The following is a 24,321-nucleotide window of genomic DNA, read 5'->3' as shown; positions in this document are numbered from 1 at the left end:
TGCTCAATCCTTTCGCAACAGGTTCTGCAGTCGTTCGGTCGCCGATCGCAGGACACGGATGGTCGTGGCCAGCTCGGCCTCATCGATGCCGCCGAAAGCAGCTTCGTGAATGAAAGAAAGATCGGGAAGTTTGCGCCACAGCGCCTTACCTGCGGCTGTCAACGTCAGCAGACGCTGGCGCTGATCTTCTCCGATCGAGGTCTGCTCGACCAGGTCTTTGCGGACGAGGGTCGCGATGATGCCGCTCAAGGTCGCCCGTTCGAGTTCGAGGGCGCGTCCGAGGTCGCGCTGAACGGACGGGCCGTGGTTCGCGAGATGCCAGAGAACGTACCATTGCGTGGATCCCAGATCGTAGGGCCGCAAGGTTGCGTCCATAAGGGCGCGGCCCGCGAAGTAGCACCGCTTCGTCCACGCTCCCACGGAGAGGTGCTCGGTGTTCGCCTGATCCCGCATGTGAAAGTCTCGCCATTTCGTTCGCTACCATACAATAATTGCAAGGTAGCGAACGAATGTCAAGAGCGGGTGGGTCCCAGCCTGGGGCGCGGCGTTCTAGAGATGCTCGGTTAGGAAGGTGCGCATGATCGCCGCGATCTCGCCCGCGTGCGTCTCCAGCGCGAAATGGCCTGTATCGAGCAGATGAACATGGCCTCGCGGCAAGTCGCGCTTATCGAACGGGCGGATGCAAAAGGCTTTACGGCGCCAAGGCCGGCGGCTGCAACTGAGCGGTCGGCAGCAAGAATGTGCGAACGCCCGTTTCGACTTTATCCTCTCTTCAGCGCTTGTTGCCGTAACGGAAGCGAAAGTTGCCGGATGATCAGTGACGCTGGAGGAAGGAAACGCGGTGGTCGCGCCGACGCCCTTACAGCCGATCTCCAAGGCGTGGCATTTGGCAACTGTTAGGTCGCTCCTTCCCTGTTCCGTTCCGGGAGAAACGGCTTGCGGCGCTTAACGCGTTGGCAACTAAAGGGAGGGCAGCGGAGATTTTTTTCATCCATATCGGAAGATTCTGCAAAAGATATTGGTTTCCTGAAAGACAAATCACTCCGGCCTATGCACCCCTATCGATGCGGCGCTATCCGTTCTGGGGAATCAATCGCGGCACTTGGCGGACCTAACTTTATAGCCGCGAGCGATATCGGGACCCCTGGTTGAGGATAGCTTAATTCGACGAGGGGACTTTGCATGCGGAAGCCAATTTCGCTGCGCGATATCGCGCGTCATTCGTGCAGCATAGCAGAGATCGCATCTGATGATCGACGTACACGCTCGAGGCATGTTGCGGATGCAAAAAAACACAATCGAAAAGACCGGTTTTCGGGCGCGGGATCGCGAGCCGGCGCGTCGCCGTCGCTATCAACGAAGCTTTCGGCTTTCGGTTTTCCGGCATTGGCCCTGCTCGGCAGCGTCGCGCTTCCGTTCGATGCATCGGCAGATCCGGGAACGCCCGGCGTTCCGCAGGCTCCCGTTGCGATCTATGCGGATAACTTCCAGAACCGGCCCGGCCCCACCCCGATCGTCAAGCTGAACACCTACACCAGCACTTCCGGCCAGACCTACACGGCCGATCCGAAATGGCTGACGAACTGCAATGGCTGGATCGCCTCCGCCAACCAGTCGACAACTGCTGCCGGCCCAGCCGGTGCCACGGAATGCACGAATACAGCGACCTGGAACACGGTTCAGCGCCTTTCCTGGGCGCTTGGACTTCATGCAGGCCAGACGCAGGCCACCGCACAGGGCAATTTTGCGGTTTCGGCCATGACCGCAGGCAATCCTGGCGCCGGACTTGTAGAGTTCCAGACGGCAACGAATATAGCATTCCCCACAAGCAATCGTTTCTTGACCTTCAGTGTCGATGTCGCGGCCGTCAATTGCCAGGTATCTCCGCCGCTGCTGCAATTCTCACTCGTGAACGAAGCAGGCAACGCTACGCCGGCAGGCACGCAGATCAACGGCTGCTCAAGTGGAACGACACAGACGCCGCCAGCGCTCGGCGGCGCGCCGGCTTCCACGATTACCACGGGAACCTACACGTCTAACGGGGCGGTGCTGATCAGCGGCGCCTCCTTCGGCATCCGCATGGTCAACAACAACGGCAGCGGGACCGGTAACGACCACGCGTTCGACAATGTCAGCGTCCTCGATGCAACGCCGCAGCTCGACAAGGAGTTCGGCCCGACCAGCGTGGCCGTCGGGGGCGTGTCGACCCTGACATTCACGATCACCAACACCAGCGAGTTGGGGGCAAAGACCGGGTGGTCGTTCACGGATGCTCTTCCGGTCGGCCTGAGGGTGGCATCCGATGAGATCAGCACGACCTGCCCATCGGGTGTCGTGACGGCAGCCGTCGGTGGATCGACCATAGACGTCTCGGGAAATCTCACCGCCGGCATGGCTTCGTGCACGGCGACCGTGCCGGTAACGTCCAGTTCCGCCGGAACCTATACCAACGACGCATCGAACATCACGTCGGCCGTCGGCATCAACCCGCCAGGCAGCACCTCGGTCACGTTCGGCACCCAGCCGAACTTCGTGTGCGATTCGACGATGTATTTCGGAATCAATGCGCCCACGCGGCTTCATCGGGCCGATACCAGCACCAATCCGTTCACCTTTCCCGGAATCGGCGCAGTGAACAGCCCCGGCTACAATGCGATGGGCTACGACGTTGTCAGCAACTATATTTACGCGACGCGCTGGGACAGCACCACGAGCAGATACCGCCTGTTGCGGATCGGCAGCAACGGTTCCGTCAGCGACCAGGGTCCCATCGTCGGCGGCGGCATCAATAACGGTTCGGGGCAGGTAGCCTCGGGTGTTGTGGGCCCGGACGGCTACTACTATGTGAAGGAGAACTCCGCCTCCAACGTGATGTGGCGCGTGGACCTGACCACCCGGACGGCTACCAGCATTCCGCTCAACCGCACGATCTCGAACGCGGACCTGGCCTGGCACAACGGGCTCATCTATACGCATGATAGCACTTCGGGCATCTTCTATTCGATCAATCCGACGACGGGAGCGGTAACTGCCATCGGGCAGTCGGGTCTTTCCGTGGACGCGTTCGGATCGTTGATCAGCGCCTCGAACGGTATCTTTGGCCGTTACAATAGCGGTGGGTTCTATCAGTTCGACCTTGCAACAGGCGTGGCGACACTCATTTCGGATGCGCCATCGGGTGCCGGCGACGGTGCCAAATGCCCTGTCACGGCTGTAAGTCTTCCCGCCGACACGCAGATCACCAAGACCGACGGCAGCAACACCTATACGCCGGGCACCAACGTCACCTACACGATGGTGGTCTCGAACAGCGGTCCGTTCGGCGTTCAGAACGCGTCGGTAAACGATCCGCTGCCCGCCGGTATCACCGGGGCGAGCTGGACTTGCGGCGGCGCAACGAATGGCGGTGTCTGTGGGACGGCGAGCGGCACAGGCGCCATTAGCGACGTCAAGGTGAGCCTGCCCGCAGGCAGCTCCGTCACCTTCGAATTGACCTTGACGGTGCCAGCGGACTTCACCGGCGATCTGGTGAACGCCGCTACGGTAGCCAATCCCTCGAGCGTGCCTGACCCCGATACGAGCAACAATTCGGCAACGGACACGGACACCGCTGCGGCTCCGGCACTGACGATCGAGAAGACCGGCACGCTCAACGACCTCGACGGTGATGGGCTCATCGATGCCGGCGAGACGATCAGCTACAGCTTTGTCGTGGAGAATACCGGCAATGTGACGCTGACCGATGTCACGGTGGACGATCCGCTGCTCACGAATGCCGGTGTTTCCGTGTCCCCAGGCCCGCAGACTTTGGCGCCCGGCGGGACGGCGACATTTACGGCGACCTATACGCCGACACAGGCCGACATCGATGCAGGACAGGTGTCAAACACCGCCACCGGCACCGGTACGCCGCCGTCCGGCCCGCCGATCGACAGCCCGCCGGATACGGTCGTCGTGCCGCCGGACCAAACGCCGGGGCTGACGATCGAGAAGACCGGCGTGCTGAACGATGCCGATGGCGACGGGCTCATCGATCTCGGAGAAACGATCAGCTACTCCTTCCTGGTGCGTAACACCGGTACGGTGACGCTGACCGGCGTGACGGTGGACGATCCGCTGCTTGCCAATGCCGGGATTTCGGTAACGCCCGGCCCGCAGACGCTTGGACCCGGTGGAACCGCGACCTTTACAGCGACCTATACACCGACCCAGACCGACATCGATGCGGGGCAGGTGGAGAACACCGCGATCGGCAGCGGCACACCACCGTCCGGCCCGCCGATCGACAGCCCGCCGGATACCGTTGTCGTGCCTCCGGACCAGACGCCCGGGCTGACGATCGACAAGACGGGTACGCTCAATGATGCCGACGGTGACGGGCTCATCGATCTCGGCGAGACGATCAGCTACTCCTTCCTGGCGCGCAACACCGGTTCGGTGACGCTGACCGGCGTGACGGTGGACGATCCGCTGCTCGCCAATGCCGGCATATCGGTCACGCCGGGACCCCAGACGCTGGCGCCCGGCGGAACGGCGACGTTTACGGCGACCTATACGCCGACCCAGGCCGATATCGACGCGGGCCGCGTGGAGAACACGGCGACCGGCACCGGCACGCCGCCATCCGGGCCGCCGATCGAAAGCCCGCCGGATACCGTCGTGGTCCCTCCGGATCAGTCGACCGGCCTGGTTATCGACAAGACCGGCACGCTGAATGATCTCGACGGTGACGGGCTCATCGATCTCGGCGAGACGATCAGCTACTCGTTCCAGGCCCGCAACACCGGCGCCGTGACGCTCACCAATGTGACGGTGAACGATCCGCTGCTCACCGATGCCGGCATCGCGCTGGATCAGGGGCCGCAGACGCTGGCACCGGGGGCGACCTTCACCTTCACTGCGACTTATACGCCGACCCAGGCCGACATCGATGCGGGGCGGGTGGAAAACACGGCGACAGGCACCGGCACGCCGCCGTCAGGTCCGCCGATCGAAAGCCCGCCCGACACAGTCGTGGTGCCGCCGGACCAGACGCCGGGACTGACGATCGAGAAGACGGGTGTGCTGAACGATGCCGATGGCGACGGCCTCATCGATCTCGGCGAGACGATCAGCTACTCGTTCCTGGTCCGCAATACCGGGGCGGTGACGATGACGGGCGTGACCGTCGACGATCCGCTGCTTGCCAATGCCGGGATTTCGGTAACGCCCGGTCCGCAGACGCTGGCGCCCGGCGGAACCGCTACCTTTACCGCGACCTATACGCCGACCCAGGCCGATATCGATGCGGGCCAGGTCGAGAACACGGCGACCGGCACCGGCACGCCGCCGTCCGGCCCGCCGATCGACAGCCCACCGGATACGGTCGTGGTGCCCCCGGACCAGACGCCCGGACTGACGATCGAGAAGACCGGCACGCTGAACGATGCCGATGGCGACGGCCTCATCGATCTCGGAGAAACGATCAGCTACTCGTTCCTGGTCCGCAACACCGGCACCGTGACCATGACAGGCGTGACGGTGGATGATCCGCTGCTGACCAATGCCGGCGTTTCCGTGTCCCCAGGTCCGCAGACGCTGGCGCCCGGCGGAACGGCGACCTTTACCGCGACCTATACACCGACCCAGGCCGATATCGACGCGGGCCAGGTCGAGAACACCGCGACCGGTACCGGCACGCCGCCGTCCGGCCCGCCGACGGAGAGCCCGCCTGACACCGTTGTCGTGCCTCCGGACCAGACGCCCGGATTGACGATCGAAAAGACCGGCAGACTCAATGATGCCGATGGCGACGGGCTCATCGATCTCGGCGAGACGATCAGCTACTCCTTCCTCGCCCGCAATACCGGCACCGTGACGCTCACCAATGTCACCATCGATGACCCGCTGCTAACCAATGCCGGGATTTCGGTCACGCCGGGACCGCAGACGCTGGCTCCGCGGGGGAGTGTCACCTTCACGGCGACCTATACGCCGACGCAGGCCGATATCGACGCGGGCCGCGTGGAGAACACCGCGACCGGCACCGGCACGCCGCCGTCCGGGCCACCGATCGACAGTCCGCCTGACACCGTTGTCGTGCCGCCGGACCAGACGTCCGGACTGACGATCGAAAAAACCGGCACGCTGAACGATGCCGACGGTGACGGTCTTCTCGATGCCGGAGAAACGATCAGCTACTCGTTCCTCGTCACCAATACGGGTGCCGTGACGATGACGAATGTCACGGTCAACGATCCGCTGCTCGCCAATGCCGGGATCTCGGTGTCACCTGGCCCGCAGACGGTGGCGCCTGGTGGAACGGTGACGTTTACTGCCACCTATACGCCGACCCAGGCGGAGATCGATGCGGGCCAGGTCGAGAACACGGCGACCGGTACCGGCACGCCGCCATCCGGCCCGCCGACGGAGAGCCCACCGGATACCGTCGTGGTCCCTCCGGACCAGACGCCCGCACTGACGATCGAAAAGACCGGCACGCTCAATGATGTCGATGGCGACGGGTTCATCGATCTCGGAGAGACGATCAGCTACTCCTTCCTCGTCACCAACAGCGGTGCCGTGACGATGACGAATGTCACGGTCGACGATCCGCTGCTCACCGATGCCGGCATATCGGTCACGCCGGGACCCCAGACGCTGGCGCCTGGCGGTACGGCGACCTTCACGGCGACCTATACGCCGACCCAGGCCGACATCGACGCGGGCCGTGTCGAGAACACCGCGACCGGTACCGGAACGCCGCCTTCCGGGCCGCCGATCGACAGCCCGCCCGACACCGTCGTTGTGCCGCCCGATCCGGCATCGGATCTCGTGATCGAAAAGACCGGCACGCTGAACGATGCCGATGGCGACGGCCTTCTCGATGCCGGGGAAACGATCAGCTACTCGTTCCTGGTGCGCAACACCGGGGCGGTGACGATGACCAATGTTACGGTCAACGATCCGCTGCTCGCCAATGCCGGCATATCGGTCACGCCGGGACCCCAGACGCTGGCGCCCGGCGGAACGGCGACCTTCACGGCGACCTATACGCCGACCCAGGCCGACATCGACGCGGGTCGTGTTGAAAACACCGCGACCGGCACGGGCACGCCTCCGTCCGGGCCGCCGATCGAAAGCCCGCCGGATACCGTTGTCGTGCCTCCGGAGCAGACGCAGGGACTGACGATCGAGAAGACAGGCACTCTCAACGATGCCGATGGCGACGGTCTTCTCGATGCCGGCGAGACGATCAGCTACTCGTTCCTGGTCCGCAATACCGGTGTCGTGACGCTGACCAACGTCACGGTCAACGATCCGCTGCTCGCCAATGCCGGCATATCGGTCACGCCGGGACCCCAGACGCTGGCGCCCGGCGGCAGCGCGACGTTTACGGCGACCTATACGCCGACCCAGGCCGATATCGACGCGGGCCGTGTTGAGAACACCGCGACCGGCACCGGCACGCCGCCATCCGGCCCGCCGACGGAGAGCCCGCCCGACACCGTTGTCGTGCCGCCTCAGCCTGCCAGCCTGAAACTGCAGAAGACCGGCCGCTTCACCGATACTGATCGAAACAGCTATACGAACACTGGTGATACGGTGACCTATACCTTCACGGTCACCAACGACGGCGGGCAGACGATCACCAATGTCTGGCCGGTAGATGCAGGGCCTACCTTCAATGGGCGACCAGCCGGAGCTTCCCTGTCCAGGTTCACACCGGAACCTGTCACATTGGCTCCCGGCGAAAGTCAGGACTTCACTGCAGTCTACACGCTGACGCAGGGAGATGTCGAAAACGCGGCGGGCATCCCGGATGGCATCGCCAACTCTGCCACAGCAAGCGGTCGCACCCCCGACGGCGAAGTCAGTTCGGACAATTCCACGTCCGTTGTCACACCGCCCGCAGCCGTTCCAGGTGACATTTCCGTTACGAAGATTGCCAACCTCAGGTTCATCCGTCGTGGTGAAAAGGCACCGTTCACCATCCGCGTCACCAACAACTCGGGCGCGCGGGTGGATGCTCTGACGGTCATCGACACGATGCCGGCAGGCTTCCGCTATGTGGAAGGCTCGGCGACCGTCGACGGCACCAAGGTGACGCCTGAAGTGGTCGGCCGACAAATCCGCTTCCGCGACGTGTCCGTCGGCAGCAAATCCACGGTCGAGATTCAGATCAGGCTGCTGGCGCTGAGCACGGCCGGGCCGGGTGAGCATGTGAACCTTGCCCATGTCGTGGATCCCAGCGGCGATCAGGTCGGCAATGAAGCCCGCGCGGTCGTCGAGATCATCGTCGAACCGGTCTTCGACTGCGGCGACATCATCGGCAAGGTGTTCGATGATACCAACCGCAACGGCTATCAGGACGAGGGCGAGCCGGGACTCCCCGGCGTAAGGATCGCGACGGTCAAGGGCTGGTTGATCACCACCGACCAGTATGGCCGCTTCCATGTCGCCTGCGCGGATCTTCCCGAGACACGCATAGGGTCGAACTTCATCATGAAGCTCGATCCCAGAACCCTGCCGACCGGCTACCGCCTGACGACGGAAAACCCGCGTGTCGTACGCCTGACGGCCGGCAAGATGACCGAGCTCAACTTTGGGGCTTCGATCGGCCGCGTGGTCCGGCTCGACCTCAAGGGCGAAGCCTTCGTGTCAGGAAAGGCCGAACTCGACAAGCGCTGGGCGGATGGCATCGACCAACTGATAACCGTCCTGGCTCAAGAGCAGTCGGTGCTCCGTCTCTCCTACATCGATGCGGCCACTGAGCCCGAACTCGCCGAGGCGCGCGTGCGCCACATCAAGGAGCTGGTTGCCGACCGATGGCGGCAGCGGAAGCGGGCCTATCCGCTCAACATCGAGACGCGCGTGGAGGCGGGACAATGAGGCTTCTTGTCACGAACATCGATCTTTCCCGGCTGCTCCTGAACCGCCGGCTCGGCCTCCTCCGCTGCACCGCGATGGCAGGCCTGCTTGCCATGTCGCCGCCGGCGGCAGCGCAGGAGAAGGCCGAAAAGGGCGGCAGAATTTCTGCGGACAGTTCGGTGCACCGTCTGGCGATCGGCGAAAATACGGAAGCCGAAACACCTGCGGATGCTCCCGCCATTCCCTTCATGATCGAGGTCGATGGGGAAACAGTGGACAAGAGCGCCGAGCCGGAGGCAACCGATCGGCCGGCCGCCAAAACCAGCCGCTTGACGTCTGGCGAAGCAAAGCCGAGCGATCGTCCGGTGGACCGGCAGCGGCAGACGGATCTCGATTTGTCCGCGGTCGATATTCAGGTTAAGTTCGATGGGCTCGATACCGATCCTCTGCTCAATGTCTCGACCGTGCCCGTGAAAAGGACATATCGGGCCGGAGAGGAGGTCCGCTTTCTTGCAACCTCCAACTATCCGGCCTTCATCGAACGGGCGGAAGTCCGCATCTTTGAAACGAAGGGGCGCGATAAAGATCGGCCAATCGCCACGATTCCCGTTGCGGTCAACGGTGAGGCAGCCTGGATCATGCCCGAGGCGAAGGAGGCCGATTTTGCGTATGTGCTGCGCGTCTACGATGCCAAAGGGCGTTACGACGAGACGGTACCGCTGACCATCGCCAGAACCGATCGCGGGTTTGCTCCCGATCGGAAGCAGGACAAGGCCACGGCACCGGGGACAGGCGAAGACCGGACGGCCTTCCGCAACATTCCCGTTGTGGGAGGGGCGGTGACGGTCTATGGGAAGCAAGTCCCGGCCGGACATGCGGTACGCGTGCTGGGCGAGGAGATCCCCGTCGATCCGAAACAGGCCTTTGTGGTCCAGCGGATCTTGCCGCCCGGGGACCACGCCGTTGATGTCGCCATCAAAGGCGTGTCAAAAACCGGTGGGCTGTCCTTCAGCCGTGATGTCAACATCCCTGACAACGATTGGTTCTACGTGGCACTCGCCGATCTCACGATCGGAAAGCGCACGGGCGATGCTCATATCGAGGAAGTCCGCCCCGGTGAATATGACGAGGTTTATTCGAAGGGAAGATTGGCTTTCTATCTCAAGGGCAAGGTCAAGGGGAAATACCTGCTTACGGCCGCCGCCGACACGGGGGAGGACGACCTTGAAAAGCTCTTCCGCAATCTCGGCAGCCAGGATCCAAGGCAGATCCTGCGCCGGCTTGATCCCGATGACTATTACCCCGTCTATGGCGACGATTCCACCTTCACGGAAGACGCACCCACCAAGGGCAAGTTCTATGTTCGGCTGGAGCGCGGAGACAGCCACGTGATGTGGGGCAACTACAAGACCCAGATTACCGGCACCGAGTTCCTTCCTTCCGACCGTGCGCTTTATGGGGCCTCCGCCGTCCACCGATCGGAAGAGACGACGTCCTTCGGCGAGCGTCGGACGGAGATTACCGCCTATGCCGCCCAACCTGACACGCTGCCGCAGCGCGAGGAGTTCCTGGGCACTGGCGGCTCTGCCTATTTCCTGAAGCGCCAGGACATTGTCGAAGGTTCCGAGACGGTAACCGTAGAGACCCGTGATGCGGTGACCGGCCGGGTCCTCGAACGGCGCGTGCTTACCTATGGCGAGGATTACTCGTTCGATTACATGCAAGGCGTCATCATCCTGCGTCGGCCGATGTCCTCCATGACCGGGACTTCCGAACCGGTCCGCAATGGAGCGCTTGGCGGCGGCAAGCTTTATCTGGCCGTGCAGTACGAGTTCGAACCCATCGTGAGCGACGTCGACGGCTATGTCTATGGTGGCCGTGCGCAGCACTGGATAAACGACAAGATACGTGTCGGCGTGACCGGCATGAACGACAGTACCGAACTGGCGGATCAGAAAGCCTATGGCGCCGATGTCACTCTCCGGCACTCCGACAATACCTTTCTGAAGGCCGAGGTCGCCCATTCAAAAGGGCGGGGCTTCGACCTGTCGCACTCGAGCGATGGCGGTCTGACCTGGGGCAACGACGAAACAAGCTATTATGGCGATCCAAACGACGATGAAGGATCGGCCTATCGCGTGGAAGGTCAGGTCGATCTCGAGGAGCTTGGGACAAGCATTAAAGGCAAGATCGGCGGGTATTACGAGAAGAAAGAGGCCGGTTTCTCAACCCTCTTTGACGATGTGACCGTCGATCAGCGTATCTGGGGAGCGCATGCCGATCTCGATCTTACCCCGAAAACCGGTGTCAAGTTCACCTATGACGATCTGACCGACGATCGCGGTCAGGTGCGCCGCGACGGTACCGGGAGTGTCAGCTATAAATTCGACGAACATTGGAAGCTGTCGCTCGGCCTCGACTACACTGAATTGATGTCTCCCTTGGCCATAGCATCCGGCAAATCCGGCTATGACGGTTCACGTCTGGATGCGGGGATGCGTCTGGATTACCGGATAGATGACGACCGGCTGATTTATGCCTTCGCACAAGGGACCCTTGATCGCTCCGGTGACATCGACCGCAACGACAGGGCCGGCGTGGGTGCCAAGGTTCAGCTTACCGACACGATCGGGGCGGAAGGTGAGGTCTCTTATGGCACGAACGGCCTGGGCGGTCTTGCCGGCCTTACCTATGATCCGAATGCCGACAGTCACTACTACCTAGGCTATAAGCTCGATCCCGACCGCGCGTTCGATCTCCACAATACCCATGACCTGTTCGGCGACGACAAGGGGACCGTTGTTCTCGGCATGCGCCGCAAGATGAATGATCTGCTCTCTGCCTACAGCGAGAGCACTTACGATATGTTCGGCAATCGCAACTCGCTCACCCAGACCTATGGCGTCATGTACACACCGGATGCCATGTGGACCCTGGACGGTGGGCTGGAAATCGGCCAGGTGCGCGACGAGACGGTCAATGCCGATACCGATCTACAATATGAAGACTTCGAGCGGTACGCGCCGTCGCTCTCCGTCGGCTACAAGGACGAGGAGAGGGGCATCAACGCTCGTGTGCGAGGGGAAGTGCGCATCGAACGTTCCGACAATGGTACCCGCGACCAGAATACCTATCTCTTCGCGGCAGGGCTTGGCTGGAAGACCAATCCCGACTGGCGGCTGGTCACCCATCTGGATGCCGTTCTTTCCGACAGCCAGTCATCCGATGCGTCGTTTGCAGATACCGACTACGTGGAAGCATCGATCGGATATGCCTATCGGCCGGTGGACAATGAACGTCTCAACGCCCTTTTCAAATACACCTGGCTCTATGACCTGCCGGGCAACAACCAGCTGATCAGCGGCGCCACGGGCGACCAGTTCGCTCCGGCGCAGCGCAGTCATATCCTCTCGGCGGACGTCAATTACGACCTGACGCCCTGGCTTACCATCGGAGGCAAATACGGGTTTCGCCTGAGCGAGGTCCGCTACCGGACCAGCAACGGCTCAGGTTCCGGTTTTGAGGAGGAGTGGCAAAAATCGACCGCCCATCTTGGCATCGTCCGGGCCGATCTTCACGTCATCAAGAGCTGGGATTTGTTGGTTGAAGGCCGCGTCATGCATATGCCCGAAGCTGAGACGACCGACTTTGGGGCGCTCGCAGCGGTCTACCGCCATGTGGGAGACAACTTCAAGGTCGGCGTAGGCTACAACTTCGGCAGGTTCTCCGACGATCTGCGTGATCTTACCTTTGACGATGAGGGCGTCTTCCTAAACGTCGTGGGAAAGTTCTGATCCGCGGGACATGTCCCTGGCAGCGACGGCTCCAACGGTCTCCTCAGAGACGTCCGGGCGAAGCCTGCCTGGTTGATCTGTGATCCTCAGGCAGCGGTCATGCTGGTGCCTCATCATTCGCACTATTGAACGCGACACGGTCCATACATCGGCTGATTCCACTTCTGCGTTCATTGGTCGTTCTGATGCGCCAGTGCCACATCGATACACAACTATGAGTACAAGAAACCATGTCGTCTAAATTGTAATCGTCGACGAACTGCATCCTTTTCTACTGACGCCCTGTGTGGTGGGATGCGCGTTCGCGGGGTGGCGGGTTATCGAATTAAATGCTGAAAAAAATTGCAGACGCGCGCCTGTTCGGATCTTTGCCCGAGGACGCGGGGCCACGGAAAATGACTTTTCGAGGCGGTGCGATGCACTCTGTGCGGTCTCCAGGATCGCAGGAATTCGTATCCGAAGGTCACGTTTTCGTCGTCATGCTGGCTCCCTGCGCGGGTATCAGCGTGACGTTCGGGGCTGATCGGGTGCAGAATTTTGACGCGACGGCGGGCCAGACCGTCGTGATCCCCGCCGGGGTGGTTAGCAGGACGAGCTGGAATTCGCGGCGGGAAAACATTGTCGTAGCGATTTCGCAAGAAAGCATGCTCGATCTCGCGGGACATGCGCTGGATCGCGTGGACTTCGAGATCAGGCTGGCGAACCAGGCCGTTGATCATACTGCTCTGCATTTCGCGAAATTGATGAAAGCGGAACTCAAGCATCCCGATTACGCCAACGAGCTCTATCTCGACTCCCTGATCACCGCCTTCGGCGTTCATATTCTTCGCAACTATTGCATCGCAAAGCTACAACGTCCGGTGAGAGCGGGGCTTTCCACCATCGCGGCCAGTCGGGTGCGGGAGTATCTGGATGTGCATTTCAGACGAAAATTGACGATTGCCGAGCTTGCCAACATCTGCGGGCTTTCTCCGGGGCATTTCGCTCACGCTTTCGTGAAAACGTTCGGGACCACTCCACATCGCTATCTTATTGAACGACGCTTGGAATTTGCTGAGGGCCTTCTTACGCAAACTGCTTTTCCCATCTCCGAAGTGGCGTTCCTGAGTGGATTCTCCAGCCAAAGCCATCTTACCAACATGATGAAGACATATAGGGGCAAGACGCCAAGTCAGCTGCGCTGAACCGGATCGCAGGCGGCGGATCATGCAAGTATAGCTGAGCACGCATTGGCCGATGCGGCAGGGACAGCGGCGACTTTTCATTATTGAACCAGCCCACCAAAACAGCACTTCACCCACGATTCGAAATACTCGGTGATAGCGGTTTATGCTTTGTGGATGTTTGCTATCAATGTATATATCAAAATATTCTTAGGTATTAATATTAACATACAATATGATTTGCCAGCCTCTGGATTTCTCTGGTAAAGTTATTCTTGCCAGTTGCGGGAGCGTATTCACTCTCCGGTCGAAGTCGCGAATGCCAATGGAAATATGCATCGCGTGATGCCTGCTTTCGTAAAAAATACCCAAAAAAAAACAAAGAAGGAGGAGGGGTATGGCAAAATTAACATGGATATGCGCTGGATGTGATGTTGAGTTCGAATTAAGAAAGATCGATCAGTGGAGAATGTTGCACGTGGAGATTTCGTCCAGGCGAGGTCCCCCACGCCTGAGCGAGACCTTCGAGCTTTGTCCGGACTGTCAAAATCGTCTCGTCAATATGGCGGATCCCCGTAAATGGCCCAGGTCCGAGGTCGGGTTATCTCGATGATCTGGCCAATGGAAATCTCCTCCATCGCATACCGATGCTGAGAAATGATGCCTCTCCGAAAGAGGCTCTGATCTTTTGTTGACGTTATCCAGGCGATTCTGACGCCTCTTGAATTGCTTTTTTGCTGCATTAGCTCCGCCTTAATTAGCTTCGTTCGTCCTGGAATTTGGAGAAGCAATTGTTTTGGCGCTGTGACGGGTGTGGCGAAAAGAGGCGACTTCGCAAGATCGACGAATTCCGATGGACCACTATCAGCGTCACGTCGGCCTCAGGGGCCCAACTTGCCCACGACAAATATGAGCTTTGTCCGGACTGCGCCTGCCGGCTGCTCCAATATGCAAATCCGAGGGAATGGGGGACGGTGGCAACGATCCAACTTTTGCAGGAAGCTAGTCTCAAGACCGCCCGTCCATAGGCAGGGCTTCCATTCGATGCCGCATCCATTGAGAAAATCTCTTATGAATGAGATGATGAATATCAATTCCTGATCAGAATCACTGTCTGCAGAAGCACTTGACGACAAATTCATCGCCCGCCCCCCTGGCACGCAAAGAGCCTTATCACACCGTCCGGCAATACGAGCAGCGGCATGTCTGGCGGCTTGGGACGGAATTCTTGCAGCATGAGCATCTGGGGCGACATATTCTGCAATATTGCGCGACGATGAACCAGGAGCCGTCACCACGAAAGTCTTCGAATAAGATCTTCGCTCAGCAGTTCCGCTATATGACCTGCTTTAATCTGATCAGCAATTATATGAGCTGGAAACGGGGCGAGGGAAAGCCACCAACCTTGAAGGCGTTACAGGAAACCGTTTCCGCCAGCCCCCGGCATGTCGCCGACCTGATTGCGGCTTTGCGGGACAGCAACCACGTCACCGCCCAACGGCAGGCGACGGACCGTCGTTCGATTTATCTCATCCCGTCGCCGAAGCTTCTGCTCGAAGTGGCGCGCTCACCGCTGTCTTTCCTGAAAATATCGGAAGGCATGAGACCAGCCGATCGGTCGCTCGCCGATCTTCTTGTGGGAAACTCAGATCTCCTTGCTCTATGGATCGCCCGATCCATAGAGGAATTCAAGAAGCTCGATATCGTCTTCCGGCCTTTCCCTAATGTCGTGCAGTTCAGCACGCGCGATGCCGGCTACCTCATACTCACGGCAGTGATCGGATCTTATTACAGCAAAATACACGAAGACGAGCCATGGCAGGGCGGCTTGGCGCCGGAGAACCTTGCCGGGCGTTTCGGGGTGTCGCGCCAGCACGTCCGTAATCTTTTTTCGGAAGCAAGAGAAAACGGTGTGTTTGCCGTCAGCAGCGGCCAACTTTCCGAAATCAGTCCGGCGCTCGTCGACGAGTTCGAAACATGGTCTGTCGGGCAGATGGCCCACTATCGGCTGCTTGCGGAAGAAATGCGTGATTTGGCCGGGACCGAGACAATTTCTGCACACCCCTGAGGCAGATCAAACCCGCGACATCGCTTGTCATTAACATTGCCGCATCGCGTCATGGATCGATGCAAAGTTTGGACTGCCACCCAGCGTGCCTGTCTCCTATAAGACGCGGGGCTAAAAAGAACTCAACTTGATGTCGTCCGCGGACTGACCGACGGGCAAGAGTAGAAGGGTGTGAACGCTTTTGCGGCGAGGAACCCTGTACACTTGCACCAAAGGCAACACGGGGAATTTTTCCGTGGACTGTTCATGGGCTGGCGGCCACCGGGGCAGGGATCATGATTCCATTCGGCTTTGCAGGCTTGAAGGCGCAACTGTTGTCGACGACCGGATTGGCGCTTGCGCTTGCCGCAGGCGCCGGCCTCGCGCGGCCGGCCCTGGCCGATCCGCTTCCCGCCGGGGCAAGTGTTGCGGCGGGGCAGGTATCGGTCGGCTCCGCAGGAAAGTCGATGACGATCACGCAAGGCTCGCAGAATGCCATCGTCAACTGGAACAGCTTTTCGGTCGGCCAGGGTCATGCCGTCAACTTCGTTCAGCCCGGAAGCTCCTCCGCAATCCTCAACCGCGTCACCGGATCGACCACATCGACGATTGCCGGATCGCTCACCGGCAACGGCCATGTCTATCTGATCAATCCCAACGGGATCGCGATCACCAAGACCGGCAATGTCAAGGTCGGCGGAGGCTTCGTGGCTTCGACGCTGGATACCAGCGACGAGGAGTTCCTGAAGGGAAAGAGGACATTTGCCGGCAAGGGGGCTTCCGCGGCAGTCGAGAACAGCGGCGTGATCACCATCGGCCGGGGCGGATATGCAGCCTTGATAGGTGGGCGGGTCAGCAATGACGGGCTGATCAGCGTGCCGATGGGCAAGGTGGGACTGGGATCGGGCGAAGAGGCCACGCTCGACCTGTCCGGCGACGGCTTTCTGCAGGTCGCAGTGCCAACCAAAGCAGGCGGTGCGGATGCGCTTGTCAAGAACGGGGGCCGGATCTCCGCCGATGGAGGCCGTGTCGTCATTTCGGCGGCTACTGCGCGAGAGGCGGCGAGAAACGCCATCAACCTTCCCGGAACGGTCGAGGCCAGAACGATCAGCGGCAGGCAGGGCGAGATCGTCATCGGCGGTGGAGCAGGGGGGAGCGTCTCCGTATCCGGCCGTCTGAATGCGACCGCCAAAGGCGGCGGCAAGGGCGGAAAGGTGAAGATCACCGGCAAATCCGTGAAGCTGAATGGTGCCGTAGTCGATGCATCCGGCGCGGCGGGAGGCGGCACGGTGGAAGTCGGTGGCAATCGTCAGGGCAAGGGACTGTTGCAGCGAGCTGAAACCACTGCGGCGGATCGGAAAAGCATAATCCGTGCGGATGCGACCGAAGGCGGTACAGGCGGAGACGTCGTCATCTGGTCCGACGAGATGACTGTTTTTGACGGGTTGATTACGGCAAGGGGCACCGGTCCCGGATCGGGCGGAGAAGTGGAGGTCTCGGGCAAGGCGAAGCTCGACTTTGCCGGCGCGGTGGACCTGACCGCTGAAAACGGCCGCTTCGGTAATTTGCTTCTCGATCCCTACAACGTCACCATTGCCCTTAGGCCGTCCAGCAATTCCAACGGCATGACCCCCACGGGGAACGACAGTGTCATAGACGTCCTTACGCTCCAGAACGCGCTGGCAACCGCAAATGTCACGATTGCAACTGGTGGCTCTGGGTCGCCCGGCAGCCAGGCAGGCGACATTACCGTGGCGGTTGCCGGCGATCTTTTCTGGTCGAGCGACTCGATTCTCACTCTTTCTGCCTATGGCGACATTCATATCGATTCCCCCATCGTCGCCACCGGCGCCAATGCCGGCCTGGTGCTGAACTATGGCGACTTCGCCACGAGCGGCAGCGCGTCGACCGGCAGCGACTATTTCGTCCACCGGCCGGTCACTCTTTCAGGCGCCAATGCCGGTCTGACGATCAACGGGGAGGCGTATACGATCATCCGCAGCGCCGAACGGCTGCAGGCGATGAATGGCAACCTTGGCGGCAACTATGCCTTGGCCGGCACGCTCGATCTCGAACCCGCCATGGCGTGGAATGACGAGACCGGCATGGTCCCAATCGGCGATTATGCCGACCCGTTTACAGGCACGTTTACCGGAATGGGCAATAGCATCGAATGGCTCTTTTTGATGAAGCCCGACCGGGAGGCCGCCGGTCTCTTCGGCGTTTCATCCGGCACCATTCGCGACGTGAATCTCCATCTGGGCGTCGCCAGCGGTGCGAAATATGTCGGCTCTCTCGTGGGCGTCAACAGCGGCATCGTCAAGAACGCTTCCTCCAGCGGCGTGTTCGCGGGTGGTAGCCTGTATTCGGGAGGGCTTGTCGGCCTCAACACCGGTACGATTTATGGGTCATACACTGAAGCAATGCTCTCCAGCACCCAGACCGGATATGGCAATGGCGGTCTGGTTGGACGCAATGACGGCACGATTGAAAAGAGTCATGCCGAAATCACTATTTCCGGAAGAACGTCGATCGGCGGACTTGTCGGCGAAAACAACGGGACGATAACCTCGTCTTATGCAGGATCGAGCGTCAGCGGTGTTATCTCCGTTGGCGGACTTGCCGGCACAAACAACGGGACAATCACCGATTCCTATGCCACAGGCGCGACCAACGGAGCAAACAATGTCGGCGGACTGGTTGGCGACAACAAGGGGGCGATCTCCAGCGCATATGCGACCGGCGGTGTCGGAGTGGGCGGCGGCACAGGGGTTGCGGCCGCCGGAGGACTGATCGGCTCCAATTCCGGCCAGGTCCACGATGTCTACGCGACGGGAAACGTTCAAGCGACCCAGGATCTTGGCGGCGAGATCGTCAATGATCCCATTCCTGATCTTTTCATGCCCATCTTCGGGGATAACGTTCACGGTTCCTACCCGCAAACTACCGACCTGCGAGGCATACAGAAGGTCGGCGGCCTGGTTGGTTTCAACAGCGGAGTGGTCACCGATGCCTATGCCACCGGCGACGTCACCGGCACGGTGACCGGGTTTCAAGGTGTGATCTACCAGTTTGTCGGCGGATTGATCGGTGAGAACGGCGGTGCCATCAGCAACGTATTTGCGACCGGGGACGTGGATACCAATACCGGCGGTGCGGACGGTGGGCAGATGGGATACGGGACCGGGGGGCTTGTCGGCCTGAATATTGCATCGACGAGCGGCGGTGAGGCGACAATTTCCAATGCCTATGCAGCGGGCAATGTGAACGGCGGATATGGTACAGGCGGACTCATCGGGGTCAACGGTACCGGCGGCGCTGTCAGCAGTTCCTACGCAACCGGCGATGTTACGGGATTCAGCCTGATCGGTGGGCTGGTCGGACTGAACCAGGACGCTACGGTCAGTGGCTCCTATTCGACAGGCGCCGTGAGCGGGCAGCTCGATCTCGGAGGGCTTGTCGGAAACAATCTCGGAACCGTGGTTGGCAGTTTCTGGAACACCACGTCCTCAGGCCTCGCCAATGGATTTGGCAAGGGCACCATCGCCGGAGCGACGGGTCTTGATGACGCGCAAATGATGCAGCTGGCGAGCTTTGAAATGGCCGGCTGGGATATAGACGACGCAGGGGGCACCGGTTCCGTTTGGCGAATCTACGACGGATACACCTCGCCCCTGCTGCGCAGCTTCCTGACGCCGGTCACCGTCAAGGCCAATGATGCCAGCAAGGTCTATGACGGCACGGACCAGGGCGGCGAATCCGGCTACAGCATTTCGGTTGATGGCGCAGAGCTTCTCGGCACCCCCTCATATGCCGGATCCGGCAGGAATGTCGGCAGCCACGAGCTGACCGTTTCCGGCCTTTATTCCAGCCAACAGGGCAGCGACATCAGCTATGCCTCCGGCACGCTGACGATCACACCACGCGCCATCACCGTCATCGCCGGGGATACGAGCCGGACCTATGGCGATGTCAATCCGGCACTCGGCTACACGGTGGGCGGCGCAGGTCTCGTCGAAGGCGAAACGCTTTCGGGGGCTCTCTCGACCGCGGCTACCACTTCCTCCGGTGTCGGCTCCTATGCGATCGGACAAGGCAGCCTTGCGGCCTCGTCGAATTACGACGTCACTTTTCAGGACGGAACGCTAACGGTGACGCCGCGGGCTATCACCGTCTCGGCGCATGCCGCGAGCCGCATCTATGGCAACGACAACCCCATTTTCAGCTATTCGGTGGGCGGTCAGGGACTGGTGAATGGCGACAGTCTCGGCGGGACACTCTCAACCGACGCTACGGCAAGGTCCAATGTCGGCTCCTACGCCATCGAGCAGGGAAGCCTGGCGGCTTCGTCAAACTACACGCTTACGTATGTGGGTGGAACACTCGCCATCGTGCCGCGGTCGATCACGGTCACGGCCGACGATCTGACGCGCGACTACGGCGACGCGAATCCAGCACTCACCTATACCGCCGGCGGGCTGCTAGACGGAGACATGCTCTCCGGTGCTCTTTCAACCACGGCGACGGGGGCGTCGGGAGTTGGCCGCTACACGATTTCCAAGGGCACGCTCGACAACGGCAATTACGATATCAGCTTCACGCCCGGGACGCTGGCGATCACGCCGCGTGCCATCACTGTCACTGCTGGCGACACGAGCAGAACCTATGGCAATGCCAATCCGGCTCTTGGCTATCTGGTCGGCGGCAAAAGTCTCGTCAATGGCGACATGCTTTCCGGCGCTCTGTCGACGGCGGCCAGTACCGCCTCGGGTGTTGGTTCCTACACGATCGGCAAAGGCAGTCTCACCGCTTCCTCCAACTACGACGTCACTTATCAGGGAGGGACGTTAACGATCATCCCACGCGCCATCACCGTCATCGCCGGCAACACGAGCCGCACCTATGGCGACAACAATCCCGTCCTCGATTACACGGTTGGCGGCGAAGGGCTCGTCAACGGCGACATGCTTTCCGGTGCGCTTTCGACGACGGCCACCGCCACCTCGGGTGTTGGCTTCTACGCGATCGGCCAGGGCAGCCTCGCCGCTTCCTCCAATTACAACGTCACCTATCGGGGTGGCACCCTGACAGTGACACCCCGGGCCATCACGGTGACCGCAAGCGGAGCGAGCCGGATCTATGGCAACGAGAATCCGGCACTCGCCTATAGCATCGGTGGCCAAGGGCTGGTGAACGGCGACAGCCTCGGCGGCATGCTCGCGACGGAGGCGACGGCACAGTCCGACGCCGGCAGCTACCTTATTACGCAAGGCACGCTGGACAGCGACAATTATGCGATCAGCTATCAGGGCAATGTGCTGACGGTACTGCCGCGAGATATCACGGTCACGGCCAATGATATCGTCAGAAGGGGCGGTAGCGCCAATCCGGCGCTCACCTACTCCATTGGCGGGCCTGGCCTGGCCAACGGCGACGTTCTGACCGGCAGCCTTGCAACGGCAGCCGGTATCGGATCGGCCGCAGGACGCTACGATATCTCGCAAGGCAGTCTCAGCGGCTCTGCCAATTACGCCATGACTTTCCGGCCGGGAACCTTGACCGTGGTCGAACAGGGGTCTGCCACACTCCCCCCGGTTACAAGCGGGCCGACCATTCAAAGTCCTGCGGGAATCGTCGAGCAGTTCATCCGGCAGCAGCAGGCTCTTTCCGGCATAATGGACGGCACGGATTATGACGAGTCGGAGAAGCCGACGAGCAAGCCGAGTGTGCAATCATCCGGCATCAGCGGTGACAGAAACGGAGACAGCGGTAACAGCACTCTGGAGGAAGAACTGAATGATCTGCTCTGAGAGCCGGGCAGAAAGGCTCTCCGTCCGGGCGGCTCTGGCGTTTCCAATCGTTTACGTTTCCGCTGCGGCGGTGCTCTCAATGGCCTTGGCCTGCAGTCCAGCTTTCGGGCAGACTGCGAGCCAGATCACACAGCCCTCCTACGCGCCGCCGCAGACGCGGCAGCCAGGCGGCATTTCCCTGCCCGCCACAACCGGCCTCGACACGCCCGCGGGTGCCGAGCGGCTTTTTGTGACGTTGGACGGTATTGACGTTGAGAACGGCTTTCCCGAACTGGCCGCCGCCGGCAAAGAGGTCGAGGCCAGGCTAAAGGGGCGGAAGGTTTCCGGTTCGGATCTCTTTGCCGCGGCGCGCGACCTGGAGGCGGCATATGCACGAGCTGGTTACTTGCTGGTGCGTGTGAGCCTTCCCCCTCAGACGATCCGGGATGGCGCACGCTTGAGGATGGTGGTTACAGACGGTTACGTCGAAGCAATCGACGTTTCGGCACTCCCCTCCAATGCACGCATGCGCATTCGAAACCTTCTTGCTCCGCTTGTCGGTGCGCGGCGCGTAAAAAGGCAGGAACTGGAAAAGCGGCTCCTTCTGGCGGACGACACGCCGGGCGTCGTGCTGAACTCAACACTCAAGCCGGGAGCGAAGCCGGGTTCGACATTACTGGTCATAGGCGGTCGCTACGATCCGGTGACGACCGATCTCTCGCTGGACAACAGTCTGTCGGAGGATCTCGGGCGCTATGTCTTTGGCATCGGAACGCAGTTCAACAGCGTGTTTGGCCTCGGCGAACAGATATACCTCCGCATTGGAGGCTACCCGGACGATGATCTCTTCGGCGCCGATCCGCGCAACCGCCAGATGTCAGCAGGCTTCATTCTTCCGTTGGGGCTCGACGGGCTGTCGCTGAATGTCGAGGCGACGGATACGAAAACCAATCCGGACTCCGAAATGGGCTATCGCCTCAGCGACCATTACGAGCGCTTATCGCTGCGGTTGAATTATGACTGGCTCCGCTCGCGCGATCTCAATCTTTCGAGCAGTCTGGCACTGGATGTGGCAAACGAACGACAGACGATCGTTCTCGGTTCCAGCGAGTCTCCTTTTAACGAGGATCGCTTGCGTGTTTTGCGCCTTGGCCAGTCGCTTGATGCGGAAACGCCCTGGGGCGCCTCTTTACGGGGCGCGGTTACCGCATCCTTCGGCCTGGATGCATTGGGCGCGCGCCAGGCGACGTTTGACCTGCCCATGACGCGTTACGGCGCAGAACCTGATTTCCAGAAGATGGATGTCCGATGGAGCTACAGCCAATCGGTGATGGATGGCCGGCTGCTTTTGAGTATCGACGGTCGCGCGCAGACGTCCTTCGGGCAGGCGCTGGCGGCTTCCGAGCAGCTCGGTCTTGGCGGGCCGGACGGGCTTTCCGCTTACGATTCCGGCACGCTTGAGGGCGACAGCGGCATTGTTTCGCGAGCCGAATTGGCTTTTCCCTTGGCCTTCTCTCCCCTTGCCGACAAGACCGCTCTCGGGGGAGCCTTCACACCCTATGTTTTTGCGTCCGGCGGGTCTGCGGTTCTGCACAAACCCACTGCACTGGAGTCGGAGATCGTGCGGGCTGCGGTTTTCGGAGTGGGGTTCCGGGCCGCCTTGGGGCAGATAGCAGGCCCCGGCGCCGCAAGCTTCTCGCTTGAATATGCACATGGCAGCGACAGTGACGGCGGGCGGGAAGATCGCATCACCCTGCGCTTCGTGGGGAGCTTCTGATTTGAGGCACAGCGCCGCGACAACAGTTATCTCACGCTGAATTCAAAATCGATACCGGCGAACCGCGTCACTCAGGCTCCGAGACCGACATGCCGGCCCCACCGTAGGAGGGCTCTGGCGAAACGGCAGATAAGCTGAATGTTGCGGCTTCAACCGCTCCAGAAGCGGACTACCAGACATGAGCGGATCTGCGTGTGGGCAAGAGCTGCATCGTCTCCGGTTGCCGCCAGACGAACTGGTCCAGGCGGGGTTGGACATCGCTGACCCATTCAGTGCTGTCGGCCAGATCTGCCTTGAATACCGCATAGGCATGTGCCGATTCAAAAGCGTCGACCTGCACACAGACCGTTTCTCCCTCGCGAACCGGCAATCTGGGGAAGGTGTTTTCGCTCCGTTCGGTTACGAAGCACGCATCGCTGCGTGCACCAGCTCGCTGCATAAGGGGGGCGACATAGTTGCCGAAAAACGTCACAAATTCGTCTTCGCGCCGAGGCGCCAAAGAATAGGTCGTCACCGTTACAAGCGGCTTGCCGCCGTCGGCCGAACGCGCCGCGGTGAACGGCGGTTGCCCGGCAGAGTGGAGCAGAAGCACGTTGTCGGAGTTGATCATCGTATCATTGGCGGTCGCTCCGAACGCCTTCCATACGGGGCCGCCGTAGAACTCTGCAAGCGACCTGGCCCGGGAGGGCATGTCAGGGAATGACCGGACCCAGACAAAAGCGTCGGGATCGTCGCAATCACGATACATGCCGTGCAGGGTCATGCCGGTGGCAATCTGGCTTTCGATAAATTCGCGTTCAAACAATTCGATGAGGTCATCGCGCCTGCCGCGCTTCAGGCGGTAGCGGCGTAATTCAAAGACAGGACCTTCCGGCATTCGGTTCTCCAAAACAGGTTGATT

At 60.7% G+C, this 24,321-nt stretch carries 8 protein-coding genes and 1 pseudogene; 6 read left to right on the top strand and 3 right to left on the bottom strand.

Annotated elements, in window-relative coordinates; translation table 11 throughout:
• Positions 1 to 3 precede the first annotated feature (3 nt).
• Positions 4 to 453 carry a MarR family winged helix-turn-helix transcriptional regulator gene (locus ABK249_RS13885; protein WP_037153496.1) on the bottom strand — a complete coding sequence of 150 codons (450 nt, stop codon included), beginning with the start codon at positions 451 to 453 and terminating at the stop codon, positions 4 to 6.
• A 96-nt stretch (positions 454 to 549) separates the two neighbouring features.
• Positions 550 to 666, bottom strand: a pseudogene (locus ABK249_RS13880) (alpha/beta hydrolase); the annotation flags it as partial.
• A gap of 720 nt (positions 667 to 1,386) precedes the next feature.
• Between ABK249_RS13880 and ABK249_RS13875 the strand changes: the two are divergent.
• The 6 genes from ABK249_RS13875 to ABK249_RS13850 all read left to right on the top strand — a co-directional run bounded on the left by ABK249_RS13875 (position 1,387) and on the right by ABK249_RS13850 (position 23,420).
• Positions 1,387 to 8,871, top strand: coding sequence for a DUF11 domain-containing protein (locus tag ABK249_RS13875; RefSeq protein WP_227704191.1), 7,485 nt, complete (start codon positions 1,387 to 1,389; stop codon positions 8,869 to 8,871).
• A complete protein-coding gene (locus ABK249_RS13870) occupies positions 8,868 to 12,644 on the top strand; it encodes a TonB-dependent receptor (protein ID WP_227704190.1) in 3,777 nt (1,258 codons plus the stop codon). Before ABK249_RS13875 ends, ABK249_RS13870 begins: the two co-directional genes overlap by 4 nt.
• A 329-nt stretch (positions 12,645 to 12,973) precedes the next feature.
• Entirely contained in the window at positions 12,974 to 13,828 is an 855-nt protein-coding gene (locus ABK249_RS13865; protein WP_227704189.1) for a helix-turn-helix domain-containing protein, read from the top strand.
• Between the two features lie 1,207 nt (positions 13,829 to 15,035).
• Complete coding sequence (locus ABK249_RS13860; protein ID WP_227704188.1) at positions 15,036 to 15,875, top strand: MarR family transcriptional regulator; 840 nt, start codon at positions 15,036 to 15,038, stop codon at positions 15,873 to 15,875.
• Positions 15,876 to 16,150: 275 nt separating this feature from the next.
• On the top strand, positions 16,151 to 21,664 hold the full coding sequence (locus ABK249_RS13855) for an MBG domain-containing protein (protein WP_227704187.1): 5,514 nt from the start codon (positions 16,151 to 16,153) through the stop codon (positions 21,662 to 21,664).
• On the top strand, positions 21,651 to 23,420 hold the full coding sequence (locus ABK249_RS13850; protein WP_227704186.1) for a ShlB/FhaC/HecB family hemolysin secretion/activation protein: 1,770 nt from the start codon (positions 21,651 to 21,653) through the stop codon (positions 23,418 to 23,420). Before ABK249_RS13855 ends, ABK249_RS13850 begins: the two co-directional genes overlap by 14 nt.
• A 169-nt stretch (positions 23,421 to 23,589) precedes the next feature.
• On the opposite strand, the gene ABK249_RS13845 is transcribed toward ABK249_RS13850, so the two are convergent.
• Positions 23,590 to 24,297: an NIPSNAP family protein gene (locus ABK249_RS13845; protein WP_037153479.1), complete on the bottom strand. Its 708-nt coding sequence runs from the start codon at positions 24,295 to 24,297 to the stop codon at positions 23,590 to 23,592.
• Between the last annotated feature and the right edge of the window lie 24 nt (positions 24,298 to 24,321).

This window comes from Neorhizobium phenanthreniclasticum, from assembly GCF_040066075.1.
Classification (GTDB): domain Bacteria; phylum Pseudomonadota; class Alphaproteobacteria; order Rhizobiales; family Rhizobiaceae; genus Neorhizobium; species Neorhizobium petrolearium.
Note: the sequence above shows the minus strand (reverse complement) of the source record. Positions and strands in the feature narration are given on the sequence as shown.

Coding starts and splice junctions, on each gene's coding strand:
- ABK249_RS13885 (WP_037153496.1), bottom strand. CDS start 453: ATGCGGGATCAGGCGAACACCGAGCACCTCTCCGTGGGAGCGTGGACG.
- ABK249_RS13870 (WP_227704190.1), top strand. CDS start 8,868: ATGAGGCTTCTTGTCACGAACATCGATCTTTCCCGGCTGCTCCTGAAC.
- ABK249_RS13865 (WP_227704189.1), top strand. CDS start 12,974: ATGCTGAAAAAAATTGCAGACGCGCGCCTGTTCGGATCTTTGCCCGAG.
- ABK249_RS13855 (WP_227704187.1), top strand. CDS start 16,151: ATGATTCCATTCGGCTTTGCAGGCTTGAAGGCGCAACTGTTGTCGACG.
- ABK249_RS13850 (WP_227704186.1), top strand. CDS start 21,651: ATGATCTGCTCTGAGAGCCGGGCAGAAAGGCTCTCCGTCCGGGCGGCT.
- ABK249_RS13845 (WP_037153479.1), bottom strand. CDS start 24,297: ATGCCGGAAGGTCCTGTCTTTGAATTACGCCGCTACCGCCTGAAGCGC.